19 protein-coding genes, 17 tRNA genes, 2 rRNA genes and 2 riboswitches are annotated in these 26292 nt (G+C 40.0%); of the genes, 37 read left to right on the forward strand and 1 reads right to left on the reverse strand.

What is annotated here, in order from left to right; all coding sequences use genetic code 11:
- Positions 1-257: 257 nt before the first annotated feature.
- From MKX78_RS07170 to MKX78_RS07280, 23 genes are all read left to right on the forward strand, one after another.
- Positions 258-3190, forward strand: a 23S ribosomal RNA gene (locus MKX78_RS07170).
- Positions 3191-3419: 229 nt separating this feature from the next.
- Positions 3420-3537, forward strand: a 5S ribosomal RNA gene (rrf, locus tag MKX78_RS07175).
- A gap of 19 nt (positions 3538-3556) precedes the next feature.
- Positions 3557-3631 (forward strand) — tRNA-Asn (locus tag MKX78_RS07180).
- 2 nt (positions 3632-3633) lie between these two features.
- Positions 3634-3727 (forward strand) — tRNA-Ser (locus MKX78_RS07185).
- A 15-nt stretch (positions 3728-3742) separates the two neighbouring features.
- Positions 3743-3817 (forward strand) — tRNA-Glu (locus MKX78_RS07190).
- 4 nt (positions 3818-3821) lie between these two features.
- Positions 3822-3897, forward strand: a tRNA-Val gene (locus tag MKX78_RS07195).
- 10 nt (positions 3898-3907) lie between these two features.
- Positions 3908-3981, forward strand: a tRNA-Met gene (locus MKX78_RS07200).
- 3 nt (positions 3982-3984) lie between these two features.
- A tRNA-Asp gene (locus MKX78_RS07205) sits at positions 3985-4061 on the forward strand.
- Between the two features lie 66 nt (positions 4062-4127).
- Positions 4128-4203, forward strand: a tRNA-Phe gene (locus tag MKX78_RS07210).
- A 3-nt stretch (positions 4204-4206) separates the two neighbouring features.
- Positions 4207-4279: transfer RNA gene (locus tag MKX78_RS07215), tRNA-Thr, on the forward strand.
- Between the two features lie 11 nt (positions 4280-4290).
- Positions 4291-4374 (forward strand) — tRNA-Tyr (locus MKX78_RS07220).
- A 3-nt stretch (positions 4375-4377) separates the two neighbouring features.
- A tRNA-Trp gene (locus tag MKX78_RS07225) sits at positions 4378-4451 on the forward strand.
- A gap of 6 nt (positions 4452-4457) precedes the next feature.
- Positions 4458-4533, forward strand: a tRNA-His gene (locus MKX78_RS07230).
- 46 nt (positions 4534-4579) lie between these two features.
- Positions 4580-4654 (forward strand) — tRNA-Gln (locus MKX78_RS07235).
- 5 nt (positions 4655-4659) lie between these two features.
- Positions 4660-4734, forward strand: a tRNA-Gly gene (locus MKX78_RS07240).
- 19 nt (positions 4735-4753) lie between these two features.
- Positions 4754-4827, forward strand: a tRNA-Cys gene (locus MKX78_RS07245).
- 31 nt (positions 4828-4858) lie between these two features.
- Positions 4859-4947: transfer RNA gene (locus MKX78_RS07250), tRNA-Leu, on the forward strand.
- 21 nt (positions 4948-4968) lie between these two features.
- Positions 4969-5051: transfer RNA gene (locus tag MKX78_RS07255), tRNA-Leu, on the forward strand.
- Positions 5052-5054: 3 nt separating this feature from the next.
- Positions 5055-5125: transfer RNA gene (locus MKX78_RS07260), tRNA-Gly, on the forward strand.
- A gap of 337 nt (positions 5126-5462) precedes the next feature.
- Positions 5463-6278, forward strand: a complete 816-nt coding sequence (locus MKX78_RS07265) for an ABC transporter ATP-binding protein (RefSeq protein ID WP_095369988.1) — start codon at positions 5463-5465, stop codon at positions 6276-6278.
- Positions 6279-6341: 63 nt separating this feature from the next.
- The gene (locus tag MKX78_RS07270) at positions 6342-7262 is read left to right on the forward strand and encodes an iron-hydroxamate ABC transporter substrate-binding protein (RefSeq protein ID WP_341050375.1); all 921 of its coding nucleotides are present in this window, start codon (positions 6342-6344) and stop codon (positions 7260-7262) included.
- A 4-nt stretch (positions 7263-7266) separates the two neighbouring features.
- Positions 7267-8307 (forward strand): FecCD family ABC transporter permease, encoded by a 1041-nt coding sequence (locus MKX78_RS07275; RefSeq protein ID WP_095369986.1) that lies wholly within the window; start codon positions 7267-7269, stop codon positions 8305-8307.
- Positions 8304-9311, forward strand: coding sequence for a FecCD family ABC transporter permease (locus MKX78_RS07280; RefSeq protein ID WP_095369985.1), 1008 nt, complete (start codon positions 8304-8306; stop codon positions 9309-9311). Before MKX78_RS07275 ends, MKX78_RS07280 begins: the two co-directional genes overlap by 4 nt.
- A gap of 124 nt (positions 9312-9435) precedes the next feature.
- On the opposite strand, the gene MKX78_RS07285 is transcribed toward MKX78_RS07280, so the two are convergent.
- Positions 9436-10101, reverse strand: a complete 666-nt coding sequence (locus MKX78_RS07285) for a B3/B4 domain-containing protein (protein ID WP_095369984.1) — start codon at positions 10099-10101, stop codon at positions 9436-9438.
- A gap of 87 nt (positions 10102-10188) precedes the next feature.
- Here MKX78_RS07285 and queG point away from each other — a divergent pair, with 87 nt between their 5' ends.
- The 14 genes from queG to acsA all read left to right on the forward strand — a co-directional run bounded on the left by queG (position 10189) and on the right by acsA (position 26288).
- Positions 10189-11328 carry a tRNA epoxyqueuosine(34) reductase QueG gene (queG, locus tag MKX78_RS07290; RefSeq protein WP_095369983.1) on the forward strand — a complete coding sequence of 380 codons (1140 nt, stop codon included), beginning with the start codon at positions 10189-10191 and terminating at the stop codon, positions 11326-11328.
- An 89-nt stretch (positions 11329-11417) separates the two neighbouring features.
- On the forward strand, positions 11418-12284 hold the full coding sequence (locus MKX78_RS07295; RefSeq protein WP_095369982.1) for an amidase domain-containing protein: 867 nt from the start codon (positions 11418-11420) through the stop codon (positions 12282-12284).
- Between the two features lie 71 nt (positions 12285-12355).
- Positions 12356-12829 (forward strand): tRNA (uridine(34)/cytosine(34)/5-carboxymethylaminomethyluridine(34)-2'-O)-methyltransferase TrmL, encoded by a 474-nt coding sequence (gene trmL / locus MKX78_RS07300; RefSeq protein ID WP_095369981.1) that lies wholly within the window; start codon positions 12356-12358, stop codon positions 12827-12829.
- Between the two features lie 81 nt (positions 12830-12910).
- Positions 12911-13660 (forward strand): oxygen-insensitive NADPH nitroreductase, encoded by a 750-nt coding sequence (gene nfsA, locus MKX78_RS07305; RefSeq protein ID WP_095373493.1) that lies wholly within the window; start codon positions 12911-12913, stop codon positions 13658-13660.
- 459 nt (positions 13661-14119) lie between these two features.
- Entirely contained in the window at positions 14120-16015 is a 1896-nt protein-coding gene (locus MKX78_RS07310; protein WP_307318272.1) for a PrkA family serine protein kinase, read from the forward strand.
- A gap of 63 nt (positions 16016-16078) precedes the next feature.
- Positions 16079-16243 carry a hypothetical protein gene (locus MKX78_RS07315; RefSeq protein ID WP_180316988.1) on the forward strand — a complete coding sequence of 55 codons (165 nt, stop codon included), beginning with the start codon at positions 16079-16081 and terminating at the stop codon, positions 16241-16243.
- A gap of 307 nt (positions 16244-16550) precedes the next feature.
- On the forward strand, positions 16551-17723 hold the full coding sequence (gene yhbH / locus MKX78_RS07320; protein WP_095369979.1) for a sporulation protein YhbH: 1173 nt from the start codon (positions 16551-16553) through the stop codon (positions 17721-17723).
- Between the two features lie 266 nt (positions 17724-17989).
- On the forward strand, positions 17990-18940 hold the full coding sequence (locus tag MKX78_RS07325; protein WP_328198624.1) for an MBL fold metallo-hydrolase: 951 nt from the start codon (positions 17990-17992) through the stop codon (positions 18938-18940).
- Between the two features lie 33 nt (positions 18941-18973).
- Positions 18974-19600 carry an NUDIX hydrolase gene (locus MKX78_RS07330; RefSeq protein WP_095369977.1) on the forward strand — a complete coding sequence of 209 codons (627 nt, stop codon included), beginning with the start codon at positions 18974-18976 and terminating at the stop codon, positions 19598-19600.
- Positions 19601-19666: 66 nt separating this feature from the next.
- A riboswitch (SAM riboswitch) is annotated at positions 19667-19767 on the forward strand.
- Positions 19768-19948: 181 nt separating this feature from the next.
- Positions 19949-20059: riboswitch (SAM riboswitch) on the forward strand.
- A 76-nt stretch (positions 20060-20135) separates the two neighbouring features.
- Positions 20136-21935, forward strand: coding sequence for a PLP-dependent aspartate aminotransferase family protein (locus tag MKX78_RS07335; protein WP_095369976.1), 1800 nt, complete (start codon positions 20136-20138; stop codon positions 21933-21935).
- 24 nt (positions 21936-21959) lie between these two features.
- Positions 21960-22952: an aliphatic sulfonate ABC transporter substrate-binding protein gene (locus tag MKX78_RS07340; protein WP_322909117.1), complete on the forward strand. Its 993-nt coding sequence runs from the start codon at positions 21960-21962 to the stop codon at positions 22950-22952.
- A gap of 21 nt (positions 22953-22973) precedes the next feature.
- Positions 22974-23801, forward strand: coding sequence for an ABC transporter permease (locus MKX78_RS07345; RefSeq protein WP_233435275.1), 828 nt, complete (start codon positions 22974-22976; stop codon positions 23799-23801).
- 12 nt (positions 23802-23813) lie between these two features.
- Positions 23814-24542 (forward strand): ABC transporter ATP-binding protein, encoded by a 729-nt coding sequence (locus tag MKX78_RS07350; protein WP_307318281.1) that lies wholly within the window; start codon positions 23814-23816, stop codon positions 24540-24542.
- A gap of 21 nt (positions 24543-24563) precedes the next feature.
- Positions 24564-26288, forward strand: coding sequence for an acetate--CoA ligase (gene acsA, locus MKX78_RS07355; protein WP_328198628.1), 1725 nt, complete (start codon positions 24564-24566; stop codon positions 26286-26288).
- Positions 26289-26292: the final 4 nt, after the last annotated feature.

Here is a 26292-nt window from a genome sequence, read left to right on the forward strand (position 1 = left end):
TAGACTGTTCGTTCAGTTTTGAGAGTATAATCTCTCAAAATAAGGTGAAAGTAGCGAAGGATTCAAGGAAGCGTAAGCTGACGAGAATACCAAAGCTTACCATTCATCAATCGTTCTTTGAAAACTAGATAATGTAATGAAGAAGATTACCGAGTAATCGCCACCTTAGTTATTTTCTCTCTATATAATAGAGTAGAGATACTAAACTTTTTTAAAAACACACAACCGTGAGGGAAGCGAAAGCAACCCAAACATATGGTTAAGTTAATAAGGGCGCACGGTGAATGCCTTGGCACTAGGAGCCGATGAAGGACGGGACTAACACCGATATGCTTCGGGGAGCTGTAAGTAAGCTTTGATCCGGAGATTTCCGAATGGGGAAACCCCCTATCCGTTATGGGATAGGATCCATACCTGAATACATAGGGTATGGAAGGCAGACCCGGGGAACTGAAACATCTAAGTACCCGGAGGAAGAGAAAGCAAACGCGATTCCCTGAGTAGCGGCGAGCGAAACGGGATTAGCCCAAACCAAGAGGCTTGCCTCTTGGGGTTGTAGGACATTCTATACGGAGTTACAAAGGAACGAGATAGACGAAGAGGTCTGGAAAGGCCCGCCATAGGAGGTAAAAGCCCTGTAGTTGAAACTTCGTTCCCTCCAGAGTGGATCCTGAGTACGGCGGGACACGAGAAATCCCGTCGGAAGCAGGGAGGACCATCTCCCAAGGCTAAATACTCCCTAGTGACCGATAGTGAACCAGTACCGTGAGGGAAAGGTGAAAAGCACCCCGGAAGGGGAGTGAAAGAGATCCTGAAACCGTGTGCCTACAAGTAGTTAGAGCCCGTTAATGGGTGATAGCGTGCCTTTTGTAGAATGAACCGGCGAGTTACGATTACATGCGAGGTTAAGTTGGACAGACGGAGCCGTAGCGAAAGCGAGTCTGAATAGGGCGAATGAGTATGTGGTCGTAGACCCGAAACCAGGTGATCTACCCATGTCCAGGGTGAAGTCCAGGTAACACTGGATGGAGGCCCGAACCCACGTACGTTGAAAAGTGCGGGGATGAGGTGTGGGTAGCGGAGAAATTCCAATCGAACTTGGAGATAGCTGGTTCTCTCCGAAATAGCTTTAGGGCTAGCCTCATGCGTAAGAATCTTGGAGGTAGAGCACTGTTTGGACTAGGGGCCCTCATCGGGTTACCGAATTCAGACAAACTCCGAATGCCAAAGATTTATCCATGGGAGTCAGACTGCGAGTGATAAGATCCGTAGTCAAGAGGGAAACAGCCCAGACCACCAGCTAAGGTCCCAAAGTATACGTTAAGTGGAAAAGGATGTGGAGTTGCTTAGACAACCAGGATGTTGGCTTAGAAGCAGCCACCATTTAAAGAGTGCGTAATAGCTCACTGGTCGAGTGACTCCGCGCCGAAAATGTACCGGGGCTAAACGTATCACCGAAGCTGTGGATTGAACATCGTTGATGTTCAGTGGTAGGAGAGCGTTCTAAGGGCGTTGAAGCTAGACCGTAAGGACTGGTGGAGCGCTTAGAAGTGAGAATGCCGGTATGAGTAGCGAAAGATGGGTGAGAATCCCATCCACCGAATGCCTAAGGTTTCCTGAGGAAGGCTCGTCCGCTCAGGGTTAGTCGGGACCTAAGCCGAGGCTGAAAAGCGTAGGCGATGGACAACAGGTTGATATTCCTGTACCACCGTATTCTGTTTGAGTGATGGGGGGACGCAGGAGGATAGGGTAAGCGCACTATTGGATGTGCGTCTAAGCAGTTAGAGGGACCATGAGGCAAATCCCATGGTCACATACCTTGAGCTGTGATAGCGAGGGAAATTTAGTACCGAAGTTCTTGATTCCACACTGCCAAGAAAAGCCTCTAGCGAGGAATAAGGTGCCCGTACCGCAAACCGACACAGGTAGGCGAGGAGAGAATCCTAAGGTGAGCGAGAGAACTCTCGTTAAGGAACTCGGCAAAATGACCCCGTAACTTCGGGAGAAGGGGTGCTCATTAGGGTGTTAAAGCCTTGATGAGCCGCAGTGAATAGGCCCAGGCGACTGTTTAGCAAAAACACAGGTCTCTGCGAAGCCGCAAGGCGAAGTATAGGGGCTGACGCCTGCCCGGTGCTGGAAGGTTAAGAGGAGAGGTTAGCTCACGCGAAGCTTTGAATCGAAGCCCCAGTAAACGGCGGCCGTAACTATAACGGTCCTAAGGTAGCGAAATTCCTTGTCGGGTAAGTTCCGACCCGCACGAAAGGCGTAACGATCTGGGCACTGTCTCAACGAGAGACTCGGTGAAATTATAGTACCTGTGAAGATGCAGGTTACCCGCGACAGGACGGAAAGACCCCGTGGAGCTTTACTGTAGCCTGATATTGAATTTTGGTACAGCTTGTACAGGATAGGTAGGAGCCTTAGAAGCCGGAGCGCTAGCTTCGGTGGAGGCGTCGGTGGGATACTACCCTGGCTGTATTGAAATTCTAACCCACATCCCTTATCGGGATGGGAGACAGTGTCAGGTGGGCAGTTTGACTGGGGCGGTCGCCTCCTAAAGAGTAACGGAGGCGCCCAAAGGTTCCCTCAGAATGGTTGGAAATCATTCGTAGAGTGTAAAGGCACAAGGGAGCTTGACTGCGAGACCTACAAGTCGAGCAGGGACGAAAGTCGGGCTTAGTGATCCGGTGGTTCCGCATGGAAGGGCCATCGCTCAACGGATAAAAGCTACCCCGGGGATAACAGGCTTATCTCCCCCAAGAGTCCACATCGACGGGGAGGTTTGGCACCTCGATGTCGGCTCATCGCATCCTGGGGCTGTAGTCGGTCCCAAGGGTTGGGCTGTTCGCCCATTAAAGCGGTACGCGAGCTGGGTTCAGAACGTCGTGAGACAGTTCGGTCCCTATCCGTCGTGGGCGCAGGAAATTTGAGAGGAGCTGTCCTTAGTACGAGAGGACCGGGATGGACGCACCGCTGGTGTACCAGTTGTCTTGCCAAAGGCATCGCTGGGTAGCTATGTGCGGAAGGGATAAGTGCTGAAAGCATCTAAGCATGAAGCCCCCCTCGAGATGAGATTTCCCATAGCGCAAGCTAGTAAGATCCCTGAAAGATGATCAGGTTGATAGGTTAGAGGTGGAAGTGTGGCGACACATGCAGCTGACTAATACTAATCGATCGAGGACTTAACCAAAAACGAAAAGCGAAAGCGCCTACCTAGGCGCTGTAGCTGGACAATACGAAATGCGGGCGGCTTCAAGCCGCCGCAGCTAGACAGCACTACGTAAGTAGTCGCGTCAGCACGCATTCAGGCGATTACTCAAAACAATCTTCTTCAACATTACCTAGTTTTCAGAGAATGATTTAAAATTTCTCTTGAAAATTTTATTAAAGACGTTATAATAATATATGTCTTTAAAAAGTCCGGTGGCGATAGCGAGAAGGTCACACCCGTTCCCATACCGAACACGGAAGTTAAGCTTCTAAAGCGCCGATGGTAGTTAGGGGCTGTCCCCTTGTGAGAGTAGGAAGTTGCCGGGCATACATACTATTAAATTATTCCGCAGTAGCTCAGTGGTAGAGCATTCGGCTGTTAACCGAACGGTCGTAGGTTCGAATCCTACCTGCGGAGCCAATGGAGAGCTGTCCGAGCTGGCCGAAGGAGCACGATTGGAAATCGTGTAGGCGGTTTATAGCCGTCTCAAGGGTTCAAATCCCTTGCTCTCCGCCATTAAACATATAAATTGGCCCCTTGGTCAAGCGGTTAAGACACCGCCCTTTCACGGCGGTAACACGGGTTCGAATCCCGTAGGGGTCACCATTTTGGAGGATTAGCTCAGCTGGGAGAGCATCTGCCTTACAAGCAGAGGGTCGGCGGTTCGATCCCGTCATCCTCCACCATTCATATTATCGCGGGGTGGAGCAGTCCGGTAGCTCGTCGGGCTCATAACCCGAAGGTCGCAGGTTCAAATCCTGCCCCCGCAATTTGGTCCGGTAGTTCAGTTGGTTAGAATGCCTGCCTGTCACGCAGGAGGTCGCGGGTTCGAGTCCCGTCCGGACCGCCACTACATAAATTCACACAAATTAATTTAAAACATATTGTAAAACGTATTGCAAAACGTATAAGTTTTGGCTCAGTAGCTCAGTCGGTAGAGCAAAGGACTGAAAATCCTTGTGTCGGCGGTTCGATTCCGTCCTGAGCCACCATTTGCCGGCCTAGCTCAATTGGTAGAGCAACTGACTTGTAATCAGTAGGTTGGGGGTTCAAGTCCTCTGGCCGGCATTGTTTTTTATGGAGGGGTAGCGAAGTGGCTAAACGCGGCGGACTGTAAATCCGCTCCTTCGGGTTCGGCAGTTCGAATCTGCCCCCCTCCACCATCTAGGGGTATAGTTTAATGGTAAAACGAAGGTCTCCAAAACCTTTGATGTGGGTTCGATTCCTACTACCCCTGCCAATTATGGCGGTTGTGGCGAAGTGGTTAACGCATCGGATTGTGGTTCCGACATTCGTGGGTTCGATTCCCATCAGCCGCCCCATTATTTTAAATTCACATTTTTTGCTTTCATGCATAGAATATACAAATGGGCTATAGCCAAGTGGTAAGGCAACGGATTTTGATTCCGTCATTCGCAGGTTCGAACCCTGCTAGCCCAGCCAGATCTGCGGAAGTAGTTCAGTGGTAGAACATCACCTTGCCAAGGTGAGGGTCGCGGGTTCGAATCCCGTCTTCCGCTCCAAGTAGTTATTTATATTGATGGCGGCATAGCCAAGTGGTAAGGCAGAGGTCTGCAAAACCTTCACCACCGGTTCAAATCCGGTTGCCGCCTCCAATACATATTCACTCATTTTTATACACCTCATGCCGGGGTGGCGGAACTGGCAGACGCACAGGACTTAAAATCCTGCGGTAGGTGACTACCGTACCGGTTCGATTCCGGTCCTCGGCACCATAATTAAATAAAAGAATATTTGCCGGTGTGGCGGAATTGGCAGACGCGCACGACTCAAAATCGTGTTCCATCACGGAGTGTCGGTTCGACCCCGACCACCGGTATTTGCGGGTGTAGTTTAGTGGTAAAACCTCAGCCTTCCAAGCTGATGATGAGGGTTCGATTCCCTTCACCCGCTTATATGGAAGTAAAGGACTGTAGACAATCTCTATTTATTAGCAGATTGTCTACAGTTTTTTTAGTTGAAGTGATTAGTTTTGTTGTTTTTTACTAACCTTAACGAAGTGCATAATGAGTGAAGAGAATGGATGAAAGGCTTCAGTAACGAGAAATGCATTCTCCTTAAAAAATATATGCAGAATACAGGTTGGTTAACAAGAAATATGGTGGAAATGAAAACTTTTCGTATTGATGGTTGACAGGATAGCTTTTATTAGATAAAATTTTCTTTGAAGTTGATAATCATTATCAATGACATGATGATGATCTAAAATGTTCGGATGGAGTGAATGACCTTGTCTAGATTATTTACTGAAGACTTAAGAATTGCATACGGTGATAGAGAGATTGTGAAGAACTTAAACATGATGATACCAGACGGTGAGATTACGGCTATTATTGGGCCGAATGGTTGTGGTAAATCGACTGTCTTAAAGACGATTGCAAGAATTATCCAAGCCAAAGCTGGGTCTGTATATCTTGATGGTAAGCAAATCAGTAAGGAATCGACAAAAGCGATTGCACAAAAAATGGCCATTCTTCCTCAATCTCCTGATGCTCCTGAAGGCTTAACGGTTTCAGAGCTAGTATCTTATGGAAGATTTCCATATCAAAAGGGTATGGGGAGATTAACAGCAAAAGATCGCCAGGTGATAGATTGGGCACTCCAAGTAACAGGAATTGCAGAATTTAAAGATAGAGAAGTAGATGCCTTGTCTGGTGGACAGCGGCAAAGAGTATGGATCGCGATGGCTTTGGCTCAAGAGACTGATATAATCTTATTAGATGAGCCGACTACATATTTAGATATGTGTCATCAATTGGAAGTATTAGAACTGTTAAAAGAGCTTAATCAGTTAGAAAATAGAACAATTGTTATGGTTATTCATGATTTAAACCATGCAGCAAGGTTTGCTGATTATTTAATTGCTATGAGAGCAGGCAAAATTATTAAAAATGGTGCTGCGAAGGAAGTTATGAATAAGCAGATTTTAAGAGAAGTATTTAATATTGATGCAGAAATTGGTATTGATCCACGTACACAAAAACCAATCTGCTTAACTTATGATTTAATTGATAGTAGGATGGTAGTTCAAGAGCAAGTCGTTTAATGATTTGCTTCTTTTTTTGACTATAATTGAGAATGATTATTATTTTAAAGGTGGATGGAGAACTTGAAAAAGCAATTGGTATTTTTATTTTTTATTCTATTATTAGTTTTAACAGCTTGCGGAAATGGTGGGAATGAATCGTCAGGTGAAGGCAGTAAGGAAACGGAAAAAGAAACATTTACATATAAATCAGAAAATGGAGAAATGGAGTTACCAGCTAATCCTGAAAGAGTAGCATCTATGGCTTACACTGGTAATGTTCTATCATTAGGGATTACGCCAGTAGCAATAGATGAGTGGTCTAAAGCGAACAAATTTTATGGTGATAAACTGAAAGATTCTGAAGTCATTACAGCAGATAATGTAGAGAAATTATTAGAATTAGAACCAGATTTAATTATTGCATATTCAACTGACGAAAATTTAGATAAATACAAAGAAATCGCGCCAACCGTCACATTAACTTATGAAAAATATGGCTATTTAGATCAACACCTTGAAATAGGTAAGGTGTTAGGAAAAGAGCAGGAAGCACAAGCATGGGTGGAAGAGTGGAAAGAAAAGACAGCTGCTGAAGGTGAGAAAGTAAAAGAGGCAATTGGTGATGATGCGACTATTATGGTATTTGAGACATTTGGTAAAGACATGTATGTGTATGGTGAGAACTGGGGACGCGGAACAGAAATCATTTATCAAGCACTTGGTTTAAAAGCACCTAAAGCGGTAGAAGAAGAAGTATTTGGACCAGGGTACTTAGCTATATCTTCAGAAGTCATACCAAAATATGCTGGAGATTATATTTTCCTAGGAGATGGACAAGGAGCCGATAATTCCTTTACTGAAACAGATGTTTGGAAAGGCATCCCAGCAGTGGAAAATGACCGCGTGTTTACATTTGACTCTTCTTCTTTCTATTTCAATGATCCCATTTCATTGGAAGAAGAATTAACATTTATCGTTGAAAATTTACTTGGGGCTAAGTAATATAATGAAAAATAATACTTTTAATGAAGCAAAGGAAAAGAAAATATATGCACGTCCTGCAATTGCTTCTATTATTCTAGCACTAAGCTGCCTACTTTTAGTAGGTAGCTTAGTTTTGGCTATTTCGGTTGGAGCAGCGAGTATTTCATTTGCAGATGTTTGGCAAGCTGTATTTGCTTATGAACAAGGAAACGAAGACCACCAAATTATAAGAAGTATACGATTACCTCGTGAGCTAGGAGCTGCTGTTGTCGGCGCGGCTTTTGCTGTTAGTGGTGCCATTATGCAAGGAATGACAAAAAACCCTTTAGCAGATCCGGGTTTACTAGGTTTAAATGCAGGTGCAAGTTTAGGACTAGCGATTGCCTTCTCGTATGTAGGCAATACAAATTATATGATTATTATGTTATTCTCATTTATTGGAGCAGGGATTGCTGCTTGCTTAGTATTTGGATTTAGCGCAATGAAAAGAGGTGGGATGAGTCCACTAAAAATAACGTTAGCTGGTGCGGCAGTTACTGCATTTCTTTCATCGATTGGAGAAGGGATAGCACTTATAAATAAATTATCACAAAGTATTGCCTTTTGGACTGCTGGTGGCGTTTCAGGAACAACATGGGCACAGTTGCAAATTGTTACACCTACAGTACTTTTCGGTATTATAATTGCCATCATGCTCTCAAGAAGTTTGACTGTATTAAGCTTTGGAGAAGATGTGGCTAAAGGCTTAGGGCAAAGAACTTTTATTGTTAAGGCTGTGCTCATGACGGTTGTTCTTATATTAGCAGGTGCCGCGGTTTCTCTTGTTGGGGCGATTGCTTTTGTTGGTTTATTAATTCCTCATATCGTGAGATTTTTAGTCGGTACGGATTATAGATGGATTATTCCGTGTTCAGCCGTAATAGGTAGTGTGTTTTTAGTTTTAGCCGATACGGCAGCAAGAATGGTTAATCCTCCTTTTGAAACACCAATGGGAGCAATTGTAGCAATACTTGGCCTACCTTTCTTCTTGTACCTTGCAAGAAAGGGGAGATCATTAATATGATTAGTGCCCGCCACTTTAAACGTTCAATTATTATCATTATCTCGACGTTTGTGTTACTATTGCTTATCTTTACAATTAGTGTAGCAACAGGATTTGCCTCTTTAAGTCCCGATCGTCTTTTGCCAACATTACTTGGTAATGGAACGGCGAAGGAAAACCTGATTTTATTTACCTTTAGATTGCCGAGGATACTGATTGCGGTGCTCGCAGGCATGGGTTTAGCTTTGTCGGGGGCAATCTTACAGAGCATTACGAGGAACCCGTTAGCAGATCCGGGAATACTAGGAATTAATTCAGGTGCCGGTTTGTTTGTCGTTTTCTTTGTTTTGTTATTTGGAAATAGTACAGGCAATCATTTATATTTGTTGCCACTATTCGCTTTAATTGGAGGATTAATTACCGCTATATTCATTTACCTTCTCTCTTACAAGAGAGGGGAGGGCATTCAACCTGGTAGAATGCTTTTAGTTGGTGTAGGATTAGCTGCTGCTATAAATGGTGCATTGTTAACTCTTGCTTCTAAAATGGCTAGAGAAGAGTATGATTTCTTCGCCAACTGGGCTGCAGGGAGAATATGGGGAGATGATTGGTTATTTGTCTTTGCTCTCCTTCCTTGGCTTGCAATATTAATCCCGTTCATTTACTTTAAATCAAATACGCTAAATACGATGGCTTTAAATGAAGAGCTTTCTGTAGGTCTTGGAGTTAAAACGAATAAGGAAAGGTATATACTGTTATTGGCTTCCGTGGCCTTGGCAGCTGCGTCAGTATCCGTTAGTGGTGGTATAGCATTTATCGGTTTGTTAGCACCCCATATTGCAAGAAGCTTAGTCGGTCCTAGACATCAGTTGTTTTTGCCTGTTGCGGCAATGTTTGGGGGCTTACTTTTACTTTCAGCAGATACGGTTGGCAGAGTTTTACTTGATACGATTGGCATACCAGCGGGAGTAATTGTATCATTTATTGGGGCGCCGTATTTTCTATATTTAATGGCTAAGAAATAATAGACTTAAAAATCGAACAAAATAAGAGTGAAATGCACCCCGCTTGTTAGACACAATCTAACAAGTGGGGTGCATTTTTTCTATAGCCAAATTTAATGCTGTAGAAAAATAGGATATTATTTTTTTAAACTATTACCTCAACTTGACCATTACCTCCATGAACTTGGATAAACATATCTTTTAGTGAGTTGAGCAGTGCTTGTGCCTCAACTGTTTCAATTGAATGTCTTAAAAAGACGACTTGTAATGCATTGGTTGTCTGTTCATTAACATTTGTTCTAGTAGAATCTACAAATGGACTACCAAATGGCCCAAGTGAATCACTTAAAATAATTAAGTTTTTTAGTGAATTATCACGTCCGTTTAATCCTCCGTAAACTTCTCCATCAGCTCCGATTCTCACATCAATATTTCCGTTGATACAATCTAAATCGTATATGCCAATCGGGACTTCGTATTTTAATGAGAAAAAATTATTAATATCAGCGGCACTGTTGATGCTCTGTAGGTAGTTCTGTTTTTTAATTCTTCGATACATTGCTTCAGCAGAATGACGATATTTGTTGGGGTCTTTACCTGTTTGTTTGAAAATACTTCGCCATTCTTTTATCCCTGCAAATTCAGTTATATTCTTTTCTTCAAGATCAAAAAATAATGACTCTTGAAAGAGTTGTAAGCGGCCCTTTACCATTTGGGGAGAACCTGATATAGTGATATGATTGTATGTAATGATGCCTATTTTGAATTGAGGGAATAAGGTCTTTAAATCTTTTGAAATGTTGATTACCAATGTTTACACCTCCTGATTTTATAATAACTAGTTTATCATGAGAGGGAAGATGAATCACATGGAAAACCGAGGAGGAGTGAATAATCCTTGAATATAGCTGAACTAAAAGAAGAAATCATTCGCTATAGTAAGACGATTGGAATAGATAAGATTGGATTTACCACTGCATCAACTTTTGATGGTTTGCGGAATAGATTAATGAAACAACAAGAGCTCGGATACCAATCAGGTTTTGAAGAGCCTGATATAGAAAAGAGAGTCAACCCTGCGTTATTGATGGATCAACCGATGTCGATTATTAGTATTGCCCTAGCTTATCCAACAAAGATGAGAGAGCGCGTAGTGAGTAAACCGGGTGAGAGAAGAGGTATTTTTTGCCGTGCTTCTTGGGGAGATGACTATCATTTAGTGTTGAAGGATCGTCTAAGTAAGTTAGAAGCCTACTTGGAAGAGCTTGTTCCTGATGTCCGATTTACATCAATGGTCGATACAGGTGCTTTATCTGACCGTGCTGTAGCTGAGCGAGCGGGTATAGGGTGGAGTGGAAAGAATTGTTCTATCTTTACACCTGAATTCGGCTCTTACGTCTATTTAGGTGAAACCATCACAAATATTCCTTTTGAACCGGACGAGCCACTAGAGTCAAAGTGTGGGACTTGTACGAAATGTATTGATGCTTGTCCTACAGGTGCACTCGTTCAAGGCGGGCAACTAAATGCGCAACGTTGTATTTCCTTTATTACGCAAACAAAAGGATTTATGCCCGATGAGTTTCGCGAAGAATTAGGGAATCGAATTTATGGCTGTGATACTTGTCAAACGATTTGTCCAGAAAATAAAGGCAAGGATTTTCATTTTCATGAAGAAATGGAGCCAGATTCAGAAATTGTCAAACCTTTGTTAAAACCGATACTTCATATGAGCAATAGAGAGTTTAAGGAGAAGTTTGGTCGTCTTTCTGGTTCGTGGAGAGGGAGGAAACCTATTCAGAGAAATAGTATTATCGCTCTAGCTCATTTTAAGGATGAATCAGCTGTGGGAGATTTAATCATGTTAATGAAAAAAGACCCACGACCAGTAATTAGAGGAACAGCAGCATGGGCATTAGGGAAAATTGGAGGCGAAGAGGCAGAAAAAGCTTTACAAGCAATGCAAGCTACAGAAGAGGATCCTGAAGTCCAACAAGAAATCGAAAAAGGTTTAAAGATGTTTAATCCTATTATGTAGTATGTGAGAAAGTAATGCGATTACTTTCTCTTTTTTTATCGTTAAACCCCTCTTATGAACATATGCATGTTAATGGAGGGAGTGATACGATGAAAGAACAATTGCAAGAACTATTAGAAAAAAGAGTCAGGCAATGTGTCAGCAATGAGAGAGAATCTATTCATACTTGTATGAAGATAAAAAATAAAAAAAGAAGTTTAGAAAAAAGGGGAGCAAGTATCGTAAAGGCAAAGGCAATTGGAAAAATCAAAGGAGAGCCGCACATTCAAGAAGATAGTAAATATATTTCGTATAAGGCGCATTTTCAATATTTAATTAAGCAAGGAAAGACTTTTTATATTGAAGAAGAGGTGGAAGAACGAGTGGCTGAGTTTTATAAAGAAACGCTCGTTGAGGATAAAGAAAAGTTGGTTCTTTATGATCAAGACACGGTTGATATCTTAGAGGAAGATTCGCGTTCATCTTATCCATTTCATTTTGACCGCAGAAAAGCGGTACAATACGCAGAAAAATGGTGGAATAGCCATAATCCACAGTTTCATGCATTTGATGTCGATTGTACGAATTATATCTCTCAATGTCTACATGCAGGAGGAGCCCCGATGCGCGGATTTCCTGCTAGGGGAACGGGGTGGTGGATGCGCAGTAAAAATTGGAGCTATAGTTGGAGTGTAGCTCATTCTATGCGTATTCATTTAGCTAACTCGACAATTGGATTACGAGCGAAAGAAGTGGAGCGTCCTGAGGAATTATTGCTAGGAGATGTCATTTGTTATGATTTTCAAGGAGATGGTCGTTTTGACCATACGACGATTGTGACGGCTAAAGATGAACAGAATATGCCGCTTGTAAATGCCCATACGACTAATAGTCGCAAACGCTATTGGGATTATGAAGACTCTACCGCTTATACTGAAAATATTAAATATAAATTCTTTACGATTTATGATGCCTAGCACTTACCTTTCGTAATGAGCTGAAGAAGTGTATAATAAGAGCGAGATATTATAATAGAGGTGAACAGTTAGTGTCAGTGAATGTTGTTTTATATCAACCAGAAATTCCAAGCAATACAGGTAATATCGCTCGTACTTGTGCAGCTACTTATACAACGCTTCATTTAATTCGACCATTAGGGTTTTCAACGGATGATAAGATGTTAAAAAGAGCGGGTTTAGATTATTGGACGTATGTAGATATTGTTTATTATGATTCGTTAGAAGAATTTTTAGAGAAAAATAAAGACGGCGAATTTTTCTTGTTAACAAAACATGGGAAACAACCGCATACTACTTTTGATTATAGTGATCAATCAAAAAATTACTTCTTTATCTTTGGAAGAGAAACAACTGGCTTACCAAAGGAATTTATTCAAGCGAATCTTGATCGCGCTTTAAGAATACCTATGAATGAGCATATGCGCTCACTAAATTTATCAAACACAGCAGCTATTTTGATTTATGAAGCCCTGCGTCAGCAAGGATATCCACGAATGAGCTAGCGTGAATAAGAAGGTCTGCTCTTACATTTGGCAAGATCTTCTTTTTATATACTAATTTTTTTACATAGGGGAGATGAGATGATGAATGAAATGATTCAATTGATGAAAGACCATCGTTCAGTACGCCATTTTGAGGATAAACGTTTAACGAAAGAGCAAATTAAGGAGATTGTGACAGCCGCTCAGTCTGCTTCTACTTCAAGTTTTGTACAAGCGTATTCTATTATAGGTGTTTCCGACCAACAGAAGAAGGAAAAGTTGGCCGAATTGGCAGGAAACCAAGGGTTTGTTGCAGACAGTGGGCATTTCTTTGTGTTTTGCGCAGATCTTCATCGTCATGAAGTCATTGCAGAACTAGAAGGGATAGATTTAACTGAGTCCATTGAAAGTACGGAAAAATTTATGGTGGCTTTAATCGATGCAGCTTTAGCAGCCGAAAACGCAAGCTTAGCAGCTGAATCCATGGGTCTTGGCATTTGTTATGTTGGTGGCTTACGGAATCAACTTCAAGAAGTAAGCGAAGTATTAAAAACACCTGATCATGTGATACCATTATTCGGACTAGCAGTTGGGTACCCAGCGAAAAGGAATGCGCAAAAGCCGCGTCTACCAATGAACCATATTTATCATGAAAATGAATATGAACAGGACAAGGACATATATATTCAAGAATTACAAGCATATAATGAGGTGATTTCTGCTTACTATAAAGAGCGAACAGCAGGTAAGCGTGATGATACTTGGACAAGTCAGATTGCTGGTATGTTTGAGCGTAAAAAGAGAATGTACATGAAGCAATTTGTTCAAGAAAAAGGTTTAGATAAACGATAAAAAAACTGCGGGAGTTAGACTCTCGCAGTTTTTTTTGTGTTAGCGCATATTATTTAATGTGCTTACCAGGCTTATCATCATAGCCCGCTGTGAAAATTGAAACTAAAAATGCCACCATCACACCTAAAATTAGGACTGTACCCATTATGTATGGCCTCCTTTTTCCTAAAAATAGAAACACAACATATAACTTTATTATATCCTAATAAATTTAAATAGTGAATGCAAATCATGGATATTATTGGACAGTTCTGCATAGGAATGTGTATTAGATATTAGCGTTATTCAAGACCCACTTTTTACAGATCTTGGGGGATGGATAATCTAATGTTGTTTTTATTTGTAAAAGCCCTTTAACCGACTAAATTTTTTGTCATTTGTTTTCGGTAAGCATGTTTGTTTTTCTTCAAGCATAGATTGTAATAATCGTCTCTGATAATGTGACAGGGGGAGGTCCATATGGATATTCTAAAAAAAGTGGAGTTGTATAGACGAGAAGAGGAAAAGTTGAAATGGGAAGGGACTTTTGGAGAGTACTTAGAAATCATAAAAGAAAAGCCATGGGTTGCCCAGTCCGCACATTCACGGGTTTATAATATGATCAAAGACGCTGGTGTTAATGATGTGAAAGGGCAGAAAACATATGAATTCTTTAGCAATCAATTATTTGGCCTAGAAGAGTCATTAGAACGACTTGTCGAAGAATATTTTCATCCGTCGGCGAAAAGATTAGATGTGAGAAAGCGGATATTATTATTAATGGGGCCGGTAAGCGGCGGGAAATCAACCCTTGTGACGATGTTAAAGAGAGGGTTAGAAGCCTATTCATTAACAGATAAAGGAGCGGTATATGCCATTAAAGGCTGTCCAATGCATGAGGACCCACTTCATCTTATCCCACATCATTTGCGCAAAGACTTTTTAGATGAATATGGAATTAGAATTGAAGGAAACTTATCACCACTCAATATGATGAGGCTTGAACAAGAATATAATGGAAAAATTGAAGATGTAATAGTCGAAAGAGTGATGTTTTCAGAAGATAAGCGGGTAGGGATTGGTACATTTAGCCCCTCTGACCCTAAATCTCAAGACATTGCTGATTTAACAGGAAGTATAGACTTCTCCACAATTGCCGAATATGGTTCCGAGTCTGATCCAAGAGCTTATCGATTTGATGGGGAACTGAATAAGGCCAATCGGGGTATGATGGAATTCCAAGAAATGCTTAAATGCGATGAAAAATTTCTATGGCATCTCCTATCATTAACGCAAGAAGGGAACTTCAAAGCAGGCCGGTTTGCCTTAATATCAGCGGATGAATTGATTGTTGCTCATACAAATGAAACGGAATATCGTTCGTTTATAAGTAATAAGAAAAATGAGGCACTGCATTCACGGATTATTGTGATGCCAATTCCATATAATTTGAAGGTAACCGAGGAAGAGAAAATTTATGAGAAAATGATTTTTGAAAGTGATGTGTCAGATGTTCATATTGCTCCCCATACATTAAAAGTTGCTGCTATGTTTACAATATTAACAAGAATGAAGGATCCGAAAAAAGGCGATATTGACTTAGTTAAGAAGATGCGTTTATACGATGGTGAAAGTGTAGAAGGTTTTAATCGTGCAGACGTAGAAGAAATGAAAAAAGAACATGCAGATGAGGGAATGAGTGGCATCGACCCCCGTTACGTAATCAATCGCATTTCCTCTACCATCATTCGTAAAGAGATGACGTCGATTAATGCCTTAGATGTATTAAGGTCATTAAAAGAGGGATTAGATCAACATCCATCCATTACTGCTGAACTGAAAGAACGATATTTGAACTTTATTTCACTTGCTCGAAAAGAATACGATGAAATTGCGAAGAAAGAAGTGCAAAAGGCATTTGTTTACTCTTATGAAGAATCAGCGAAAACATTAATGGAGAATTACCTTGATAATGTTGAGGCTTATTGCAATAAGGCTAAACTAAGAGACCCACTTACTGGAGAAGAAATCAATCCAGATGAAAAACTAATGCGCTCGATTGAGGAGCAAATCGGGATTTCAGAAAATGCTAAAAAAGCATTTCGTGAAGAAATTCTCATTCGTATTAGTGCTTATGCTAGAAAAGGTAAACGATTTGATTATAATTCGCATGATCGCCTGCGTGAAGCTATTCAAAAGAAATTATTTGCTGACTTAAAGGATGTCGTCAAAATTACAACTTCTTCAAAAACACCGGATGAACAACAATTGAAGAAGATTAATGAAGTAGTCGCACGTCTTATTGATGAACATGGCTATAATTCCACATCTGCAAATGATTTACTTCGTTATGTGGGTAGTCTATTAAATAGGTAAACCGTCCAGTCTATTGTTTAAAAAAGACAGAAATAGGGTATTTAAACAATAGAGGTGACGAATATGTCAAAAGAAGAAAAAGTACCGGAAAATAGCTCAATGGCAAGCAATGAAGAAGAAATAGAAACTCTTGGAAAAGAAATGGAACAAATGAAATCGAAAGAAGAATTGAAAGAAATGCAAAAAACACCTGACCCTAAACAGGAAGTCGGTAAGCGAAAATCATAAAAGCTACAAACAATGAAAAAAGCAATGGACCCCATTGCTTTTTTCATTATATTCAATTTTGTATTAGTTGAACGATGGATGATAGATAGTAATCGCCCAACTTTAATAATTGTCTAAATAATATGTAAATAATTCTGTTTTAAAGCATAGGATAGAGTAATCAACATTTTTTGAACCTAGCTATAAGTAAATATTTTCAGGTTAGCAATGGACACTCGTCATATTGTATGTTTTTGGGTGGGATATGTGAATGAATTCCGTAAAATCCTTAAAGTTTTTTATAAACAAAAAAGGAGGGCAAATGAGAATGACCGAAAAAAATCAAAACCATCAGTTTGTCGTGTCACAGGAAGATTGGTCCCTCCATCGTAAAGGGCATGATGATCAACAACGCCATCAAGAAAAAGTACAGGATGCCATCAGAAACAATTTACCTGACCTGATTACAGAAGAAAACATTGTCATGTCCAATGGTCGTGATGTCGTTAAAATACCGATTCGTTCCTTAGATGAATATAAAATTCGCTACAATTATGATAAGAATAAGCATGTCGGTCAAGGTGATGGCGATAGTCAAGTTGGTGATGTAGTAGCGAGAGATGGGTCAGGTCAGAAAGGGCAAGGTAAAGGGCAAGGTGCAGGGGATCAAGCGGGTGAGGATTACTTTGAAGCAGAAGTCTCTTTAATGGAAATTGAGGAAGCGTTATTTAAACAATTGGAGCTACCGAACTTAAAGAAAAAGGAACAAGATCAAATTGTCGTTGAGAATATTGAATTTAATGATATTCGCAAAACTGGTCTTATGGGGAATATAGATAAAAAGAGAACAATGATGTCAGCTTTTAAGCGAAATGCGATGCACGGGAAATCAGCTTTTCACCCCATTTATCAAGAAGACTTAAAGTTCAAGACTTGGAATGAAGTCGTGAAGCCTGAATCGAAAGCAGTTGTGCTAGCAATGATGGATACAAGTGGATCGATGGGTATCTGGGAGAAATATATGGCGAGAAGTTTCTTCTTTTGGATGACTCGGTTTTTACGAACGAAATATGAAACGGTAGAAATTGAATTTATTGCGCATCATACAGAAGCAAAGGTAGTATCAGAAGAAGATTTCTTTTCTAAAGGAGAAAGTGGCGGCACAATCTGTTCGTCTGCTTATCGTAAAGCATTGGAGTTAATTGATCAAAAGTATAACCCAGTCAGATATAATATATATCCATTCCATTTCTCAGATGGGGATAATTTAACTTCAGATAATGCAAGATGTGTAAAACTTGTTGAAGAGTTAATGAAAGTATCAAGTATGTTTGGCTACGGGGAAGTGAATCAATATAACCGCCATTCCACTTTAATGTCAGCATACAAAAATATAAAAAATGATTTGTTCCGTTATTATATTTTAAAGCAGAAGGCTGATGTATTCCATGCGATGAAAGGCTTTTTTAAAGAACAAGAACAGAAGGAAAAGTTGGCTTAATGAGAGCCTGTTTTGAAAGGTTCGCAACTAAGTTCTGAAGTGTAATAGCTTACTTACGAGCGTTTCGGAGGCAGGTTTTGAAAAATGATGAGAACAAAGCAATCGAGCTTTTTAGTTATATCACAGCGATTGATGCTGTGTTTTTTTTTGCTCAACTGACTTAGCACTATGTAGATTTGAGCACTTTTATCTGTAATTCTTTTAAGTAGCTCTCTTCATCTACTTATGTCATAATTTTCATAAAGAGTAATATGGAGGGGTTTCCTTTGCACAAAATTCAAGATTTAGGTAATGATATTCAATTGATTGATTTAATGGATTTACAAACACCTGAGCGTACGGGGGCGTATATATTAGGTGCTGAAGAATTAACAGTGATTGAAACAAGTGCTAGTCCTTCGATTCCCCATCTTATAGAAGGAATGCAGGAATTGAACATTAACCTTGAAGACATCAAGCATATTATTGTCACTCATGTACATTTAGACCATGCTGGGGGAACTGGTTTGTTCTTAGAACAATGTCCAGAAGCAAAAGTATATGTTCATCCAAGAGGTAAACGGCATTTAGCTGACCCTAGTAAATTAATTGCTGGTGCTAGAATGGTATATGGCGATGATTTTGATCAACTATTTAATCCGATTGTGCCAATTGATGAGAAGAGATTAGTCGCGATGGAAGAGGGACAATCATTGGATATCGGTGGGCGTTTGTTAACTTTCTATGATACCCCTGGCCATGCAAAGCACCACTTTTCAATCCATGATTCGAAAAGTAATGGCTTCTTTACTGGCGATACAATTGGCGTATTTTATCCTAACATAGCAAGAAAAGGTTATCCATTAGTTCTGCCATCGACTTCTCCTAATCAATTTGATCCAGAGGCGATGTTATCTTCTGTTGAAAAAATCGAATCACTTCAACCACAACATATCTTTTTTGGGCATTATGGTGAGGGCCCTGAACCAAAGGATGTTTTTACTCAAATTCGTTATTGGTTACCTATATTTACTTCAGTTGCAGATGACGTTTTTCTCCAAGGAAATGACATAATAAAAATGCAAGAAGCCATACAATCGGAATTGTTGGAACAAGTAAAACATTATTTATTAACAGCGCACGATGTTGAACTTAGTGCAGAGGATAAGAAGCTAATAGGCTTAGATTTAAATGTCTGCACAATGGGGATGATTGATAGATTGCAGAAAGTGAAATAAAGATTTAAGTCGTGTGGTTTGGAGGTAATTAACATGGATTTGGAAGAAATAAGATCAGAGATACAGCATCGTCAATCAGATATATTGGGTAGCTCCAGATTGGTTAAATTCGCTGTTCTTCTTCCCCTAATAGAAAAAGATGGAGAAATACATATTTTGTTTGAAGTACGGTCTTTATCTATGAGAAGACAGCCAGGGGAAATTTGCTTTCCTGGGGGGAAAATGGATCAAGACGATGTGGATTTAATAGAGACGGCAAAAAGGGAGACCAGTGAAGAGTTAGGTATCCCAATTGGAGAAGTCTCTGTTTTTTCAGAACTTGATTATGTAGTGACACCTTATGATACAGTGATTTATCCGTTTGTAGGCACAATAGAGAGCATCAGTGATCTTAAGCTAAATCCAGAGGAAGTGGATCAAATTTTCACAGTACCACTTGCTTATTTTTTGAAAGAGGGACCATCTATTCATTATATTGAGATGAAGCCAGAGCCTAATAGTAGCTTTCCCTATCATCTCATTCCTAATGGGGAAAAATATAAATGGCAAACGCGGAGGATGCAAGAAATTTTTTATACTTATAAAGGTCATGTGATATGGGGGTTAACAGCTAAGATACTGTATCACTTTTTGACGCTTATCCAGGATGAAAATAAATAAATTTTCAAAATGTTATTGACGATTCCCTATAAAAGGGTATATGATGTTAAACAAATAAATATGAACTTCTTATCCAGAGAGGCGGAGGGACTGACCCAGAGAAGCCTCGGCAACCAGCAATCTTTTGTATGGTGCTAATTTCAGAGGATATTATCCAAAGATAAGGAGAAGGTGAGCTCGTTAATTCAAAGCCCTTCTGCCTCTTCTAGGTAGAAGGGCTTTTTATGTGATAGAGCTAATATTTTATTGGAATATAAAATATATTCAGATTTCATATTGACGACAAATCATTTTTTGGATATAATTCTATTTGTAATTAAAGTATTAACGCTTTAAAAAATAAAATATTTCTTATCGAGAGTGACGGAGGGATCAGGCCCTATGAAGTCCGGCAACCTTCAAGCAATTGCTTGAAAAGGTGCTAAATCCTGCAGGCAGTAAATGTCTGGAAGATAAGATGAGGCAACCCCCTCTTCTTATGAAGAGGGGGTTATTTATTTTAATCATCCGACTAAAAAGTAGAGGAGAGTATATAATGACGAATCAATTTAACACTTATGATGATGAGACGATTTTATTACATGGAGGTCAATCACCAGACCCGACAACGGGATCTCGTGCAGTTCCTATTTATCAAACAAGTTCATATGTTTTTCATAATACAGACCATGCGCAAAGCCTATTTTCATTAGATGAGACGGGAAATATCTATTCACGAATCGGTAATCCAACGGTAGATGTATTAGAAAAACGTATTGCTTTATTAGAAGATGGGGTAGCGGCAGTAGCGACTTCATCTGGAATGGCAGCTATAGCTCTTTCAATTATGAATATTGCCCAAGCGGGTGATGAGATTGTTGCAGCGTCGAACCTTTATGGTGGAACATATAATCTTTTTGCCATAACACTTCCGAAATATGGGATTAAAGTTCATTTTGTTGATGGATCTGACCCTGAGAATTACCGTAAAGCGATTACGCCAAAAACTAAGGCTTTATATGGAGAGATTATTGGGAACCCAAGTCTTCATGTCCTAGATGTAGAGGCAGTTGCAAATATTGCTCATGATAATGATATTCCTCTTATTATTGATAATACTTTCGCTTCACCTTATCTTTGCAAACCAATCCAATGGGGAGCAGATATTGTCATTCATTCGGCAACAAAATGGATTGGTGGTCATGGAACAACAATTGGCGGACTTGTAGTTGATGGCGGACGATTTAATTGGAATCATGATAAGTTTCCTGGTTTTACTCAGCCAGATCCAAGTTATAACGGTATTGTTTATGCGAATGAGTTTGGTACACTCGCTTTCAGTACAAAACTTCGTGTTCAGTTGCTGCGCGATTTTGGGTCATCATTAAGCCCACATAGTGCATTTCTTTTACTCCAAGGATTGGAAACACTCCATTTACGTATAGAGAAACATACGGAAAATGCAGCGAAGATAGCCCATTTCTTAAACGCTCATCCAGCTGTCGATTGGGTCGCATATCCAGGTTTAGCAGAGCATCCAGCGCATGAACTCGCGAAGAAATATTTAAACACTGGCTTCGGTTCCATTGTGAACTTCGGTATTAAAGGTGGCCGAGATGCAGGTAAAAAAGTGATAGATACAATTGCATTGTGGTCTCATGTAGCCAATGTAGGTGATGCGAAGTCACTCATTATTCATCCGGCTTCAACCACACATCAACAGTTAAGTGCAGAAGATTTAATTAAAAGCGGTGTAAGTGAGGAACTCATACGTTTATCAGTTGGGATTGAATCGGTTAGAGATTTAACCAATGACTTAGATCAAGCCTTCTATGAAGCGACTGGTATTTCTTCGAAGGGAGAACAAAAAGGAGAAACAGCAGTAAATGATGAAGGTGTTATTCGATGGGCATTACAATCATCCTCATTAAAAGAAGATGTGGATGGCAAAGAACTGCAAAGAGCAAAAAGGATAGCTGTTGTTGGATTAAGTGGAAATCCTGCTAGACCAAGTTACCGTTTAGCAAGAAAAATGCAAAGATTAGGTTATCAAATCGTGCCAGTTAATCCAAGAGAAACAGAAGTATTAGGTGAACAGGCATATCCAAATTTAAAATCCATTCCTTTTACCATTGATATTGTGCAAGTATTTAGAAGCCCTGAAGCTGCGATAGAAGTGGCGAAAGAGGCAGTAGAAATCCAACCGAAAGTTTTCTGGCTACAAGAAGGTGTCATTTCACCAAAAGCAGTTGAAATAGCAAAAGAAGCCGGACTTGAAGTGGTACAAAATCGCTGCACATATAAAGAGGCACAGAGATTAAGAGGTTCTATTGTAACCTTTGCTTGTGAAATTTAAAACCGAGATTGAGGAGAGTCATCGATGAAAAAATGGTTCGTATTTTTAATTGTCGTTTTATCAATTGGATTCATTAGTGCTTGCGGGGATAGTGAGGCAAGCACTGATGATAGTAATGGCGAAGGAAAACCAGAAAAAATTGTTTTAGACTATGCCTATTATTCTCCAACAAGTGTAGTTTTAAAGAAATTCGGCTGGGCAGAAGAAGCGTTTGCCGAAGATGATATTGATGTTGAGTTTGTCCTCAGTCAAGGGAGTAATAAGGCACTTGAGTTTCTTAATAGTAGCAGTGTTGATTTTGGCTCAACTGCAGGTGCAGCGGCATTAATTGCAAAAGCAAATGGTGCTCCAATTGAATCAGTCTATATATACTCAAAACCAGAATGGACGGCATTAGTTGCACCGAAAGAATCAGCTATCAAATCAGTTGAAGACTTGAAGGGAAAGAAAGTAGCAGCAACGATTGGAACAGATCCATATATCTTTTTACTGCGCTCATTAAATGAAGCCGGATTAACATCAGCGGATGTTGAAATCGTTAACTTGCAACATGCTGACGGTGGAACGGCATTAACAACAGGGCAAGTAGACGCTTGGGCTGGTTTAGATCCACATATGGCTAAATTAGAACTTGAAGCAGACACAGAATTTATTTATCGAAATATCGATTTTAACACTTATGGCACATTAAATGTGAGAAGCGAATTTGCTGAGAAGTATCCTGAACAAGTGAAAAAAGTAATTGAGCTTTATGAAAAAGCTCGTACATGGGTATTAGAAAATCCTGAAGAAGCGGCAGAGATACTGGCAGAAGAAGCACAAATCACCCTAGAGGTAGCGAAAAAAGAATTAGAGAGAAATGACTTTAATGAACCAATACCTGGTGAAGTGCAAATAGAAGCATTAAATGCTGCTGGTGAGGTTTTAAAAGAAGAAGGCATTATTAAGAGTGATGACGTAGGTAAAGTGGTTGATGAATTAATAAACCCAGATTTCTCAACAGAGGTCATTCAATAGGGTTGGTAAAGGAGAATGAATATGAAGGAAGTCATAGCGATCCCCAAAGTAAATGAGGGTAAGGAGAAGCATAGAAAAATTAACCCTAGTATTCAAAGGGTATTACTTGGAAGTATCGTGCCAATCTTACTTATTCTTGCATGGGAGTACTTGAGTCGGATCGGTGTGTTCCCTCCTCATTTACTCCCGGCTCCATCAATCATTTTGCAATCACTTATGACAATGACGACAGATGGAAGTTTATGGACACATACGAGCATTACATTATATCGCCTTGTGCTTGGTTTCTTATTTGGCACTGCTGCAGCTTTAATTATCGGCGCCGCTGTTGGCTACTTTTCAACAGTTGAAAGTTTATTAGATCCCCTGATCCAAGCTTTTCGTTCCATACCTTCATTGGCATGGGTGCCATTATTTATTCTTTGGATGGGAATTGGGGAACCTTCCAAGGTGGTTTTAATCGCTGTCGGTGTTTTCTTCCCAGTTTATCTAAATATCGTTTCAGGCATTCAAGGAATTGACCGTAAACTAATTGAAGTGGGGAAAATCTATCATTTTAGCTCATGGCAATTAATTTGTAAGATTATCTTACCAGCAGCTTTGCCATCTTTTTTAGTAGGGCTGAGAAGCGGATTGGGACTTGGTTGGATGTTTGTTGTTGCAGCTGAATTAATGGGAGCTTCTACAGGTATTGGCTACTTGCTTGTTTATGGCCAAAACACTTATGCACCGGAATTAATTATTTCTAGTATCGTCTTATTTGCCATATTAGGAAAAATAACAGATGCCATTTTAAAAGGGTTAGAGACAAAAACATTGCATTGGCAAGATACGATCGTCAAGAAGTAGGAGGTGGTAAGATTGTTATCAATTGAGCGAGTGTCTAGAACTTTTTCAAATGGAACAACGGGATTCAAAAATATTGACTTAAAGGTAGAAAAAGGTGAAGTCATTGGAATCTTAGGAACAAGTGGTTGCGGTAAAAGTACGCTCTTACGTGTATTATCCGGCTTGGATAAACAATATGATGGCCAGGTTGTAATAGATGGCGAAACTGTCCATGATGTTCATAAGAAAATCGGGATGATTTTCCAAGAACCTAGATTGATGCCTTGGTTAAAAGTTTATGACAATATCGGATTCGGTCTACAAAAAAAAGTTCAAAGTAAAATAGCGCAATATATTAAAGCCGTTGGGCTAGAAGGGTTTGAAAACCATTACCCGAAAGATTTATCTGGAGGGATGGCGCAAAGGGTGGCCATTGCCAGAGCCCTCGTTACCTCACCAGAAATATTACTTTTAGATGAACCGTTTAGTGCATTAGATGCTTTTACAAAAATGCAATTACAAGATTTATTACTGAATCTCTGGCAAACCTATCAATCAACTATCCTCTTAGTAACGCACGATATTGATGAAGCATTATATTTAGCCGATCGCATTATTATTCTTAGGGGACAGCCGGGAGAATTATATCAAGAAATAAAAATTGAAAAATCAAAACCAAGATCAAGAGGAGATAAAGATCTTGCTGCACTAAAAGATGAGATTTTGCAATTATTAGATTTATCTCATTCGAAAGCAATCTAAAGATAAAGGAGCTAATGAATTATGACAGTGATAGAGCGGCAACAGCTTGCCCCCATTGAAGGAGATTACAACTTAACAAACTATGAAGAGGCATGTCAAAATATTTCATGGGATGAGGTTAAACAACAGTTTAGCTGGAGCCAATCAGGTCTAGTCAATATGGCTCATGAATGTATTGATAAACATGTGGTTGACGGTTATGGAAACAAAATAGGGTTGCATTATGTGAATGGTTCATATGAAGAGACATACACATTCGCAGAGATTAAAGAAAAAACGGATCATATCGCCACCGTTTTAAGAAACCAAGGGGTGAAAAAAGGTGATTTCGTTTTTATTTTTCTACCTAAACATCCCGATTGTTATTTTACAATGATTGCCACCATTAAACTCGGCGCAATTGCGGGTCCTCTTTTTGAAGCATTTATGGAGGAAGCAGTAAAAGATAGAATCTCTGATTGTGATGGGAGATTTTTGATTACGGATACTGACTTACTTAACAGGGTACCAAAGAACGAACTGCCTTGTTTAGAGAAGATATTTCTTACTGATGCTGATGACGTACAATTATTAGGTGAAAAAGAAATTTCACTCATCAAAGAATTAGAGAAAACAGTAAAAGAAGAAGATATCACGACGTGGGTTGATCTCGAGCATGGTTTAAACATCCACTATACGAGCGGTTCAACAGGAAAGCCAAAAGGAATTATTCATGCTCATAGAGCGATGGTTCATCAATATCAAACGGGGAAATGGGTACTCGATTTAAAAGATGATGATGTGTATTGGTGTACCGCACATCCAGGTTGGGTTACGGGAACTGTGTATGGCATTTTCACACCTTGGTTAAATAGAGCGACAATTGTTGTTAATGGTGGCCGCTTTGATGCAAAGGGTTGGTATCATACATTAGAAACAACTGGAGTATCTGTATGGTATAGTGCACCGACAGCATACAGAATGTTAATGGCAGAAGGAAATGACCTACCAAATGATTATGATTTATCCAACTTAAGACATTTATTAAGTGTTGGTGAGCCGTTAAATCCTGAGGTCATTTATTGGGGACAAGAAACGTTAGGGAAAAGAATTCATGATACATGGTGGATGACTGAAACAGGGGCACAATTAATTGTCAATTTACCTTCAGAAGTAATTAAACCCGGATCAATGGGTCGACCATTTCCTGGTATAAGCATCGCTATCCTCGATGATGATGGTGTCGAACAATCAAGAGGGTCGATTGGTCACTTAGCAATTAAAGCACCATGGCCAGGAATCATGAAAGAAGTATGGAAGAATGAGGAGAAATACCAGTCATATTTTCCTTTTGAAGGTTGGTATGTATCAGGAGATCTAGCTGTTCAAGATGAAGATGGATATATATTCTTCCAAGGTAGGAGTGATGATATGATCAATTCTTCCGGGGAGAGAATCGGACCTTTTGAGGTTGAAAGTAAGCTCATTGAACATCCTGCTGTAGCAGAAGCTGGAGTCATTGGAAAACCAGATGCATTAAGAGGAGAAATCGTCAAAGCCTTTATTGTCCTAAGAAAAGGATTTACAGGCAGTGATGTACTACTTGAAGAGATTAGAAAGTTTGTAAAAACAAGATTAGCTGCTCATTCTGCCCCACGAGAAATGGAAATTGTCACAGAACTACCTAAAACAAAAATCAGTGGAAAAATATTGCGCAGAGAATTAAAGGCAAGAGAGCTTGCTAAACTTAGTCAAAAATTACAGTAATATG

The sequence above is a fragment of the Cytobacillus sp. FSL R5-0569 genome (assembly GCF_038007265.1).
In the GTDB taxonomy this organism is placed as follows: Bacteria; Bacillota; Bacilli; order Bacillales; family Cytobacillaceae; genus Cytobacillus; species Cytobacillus kochii.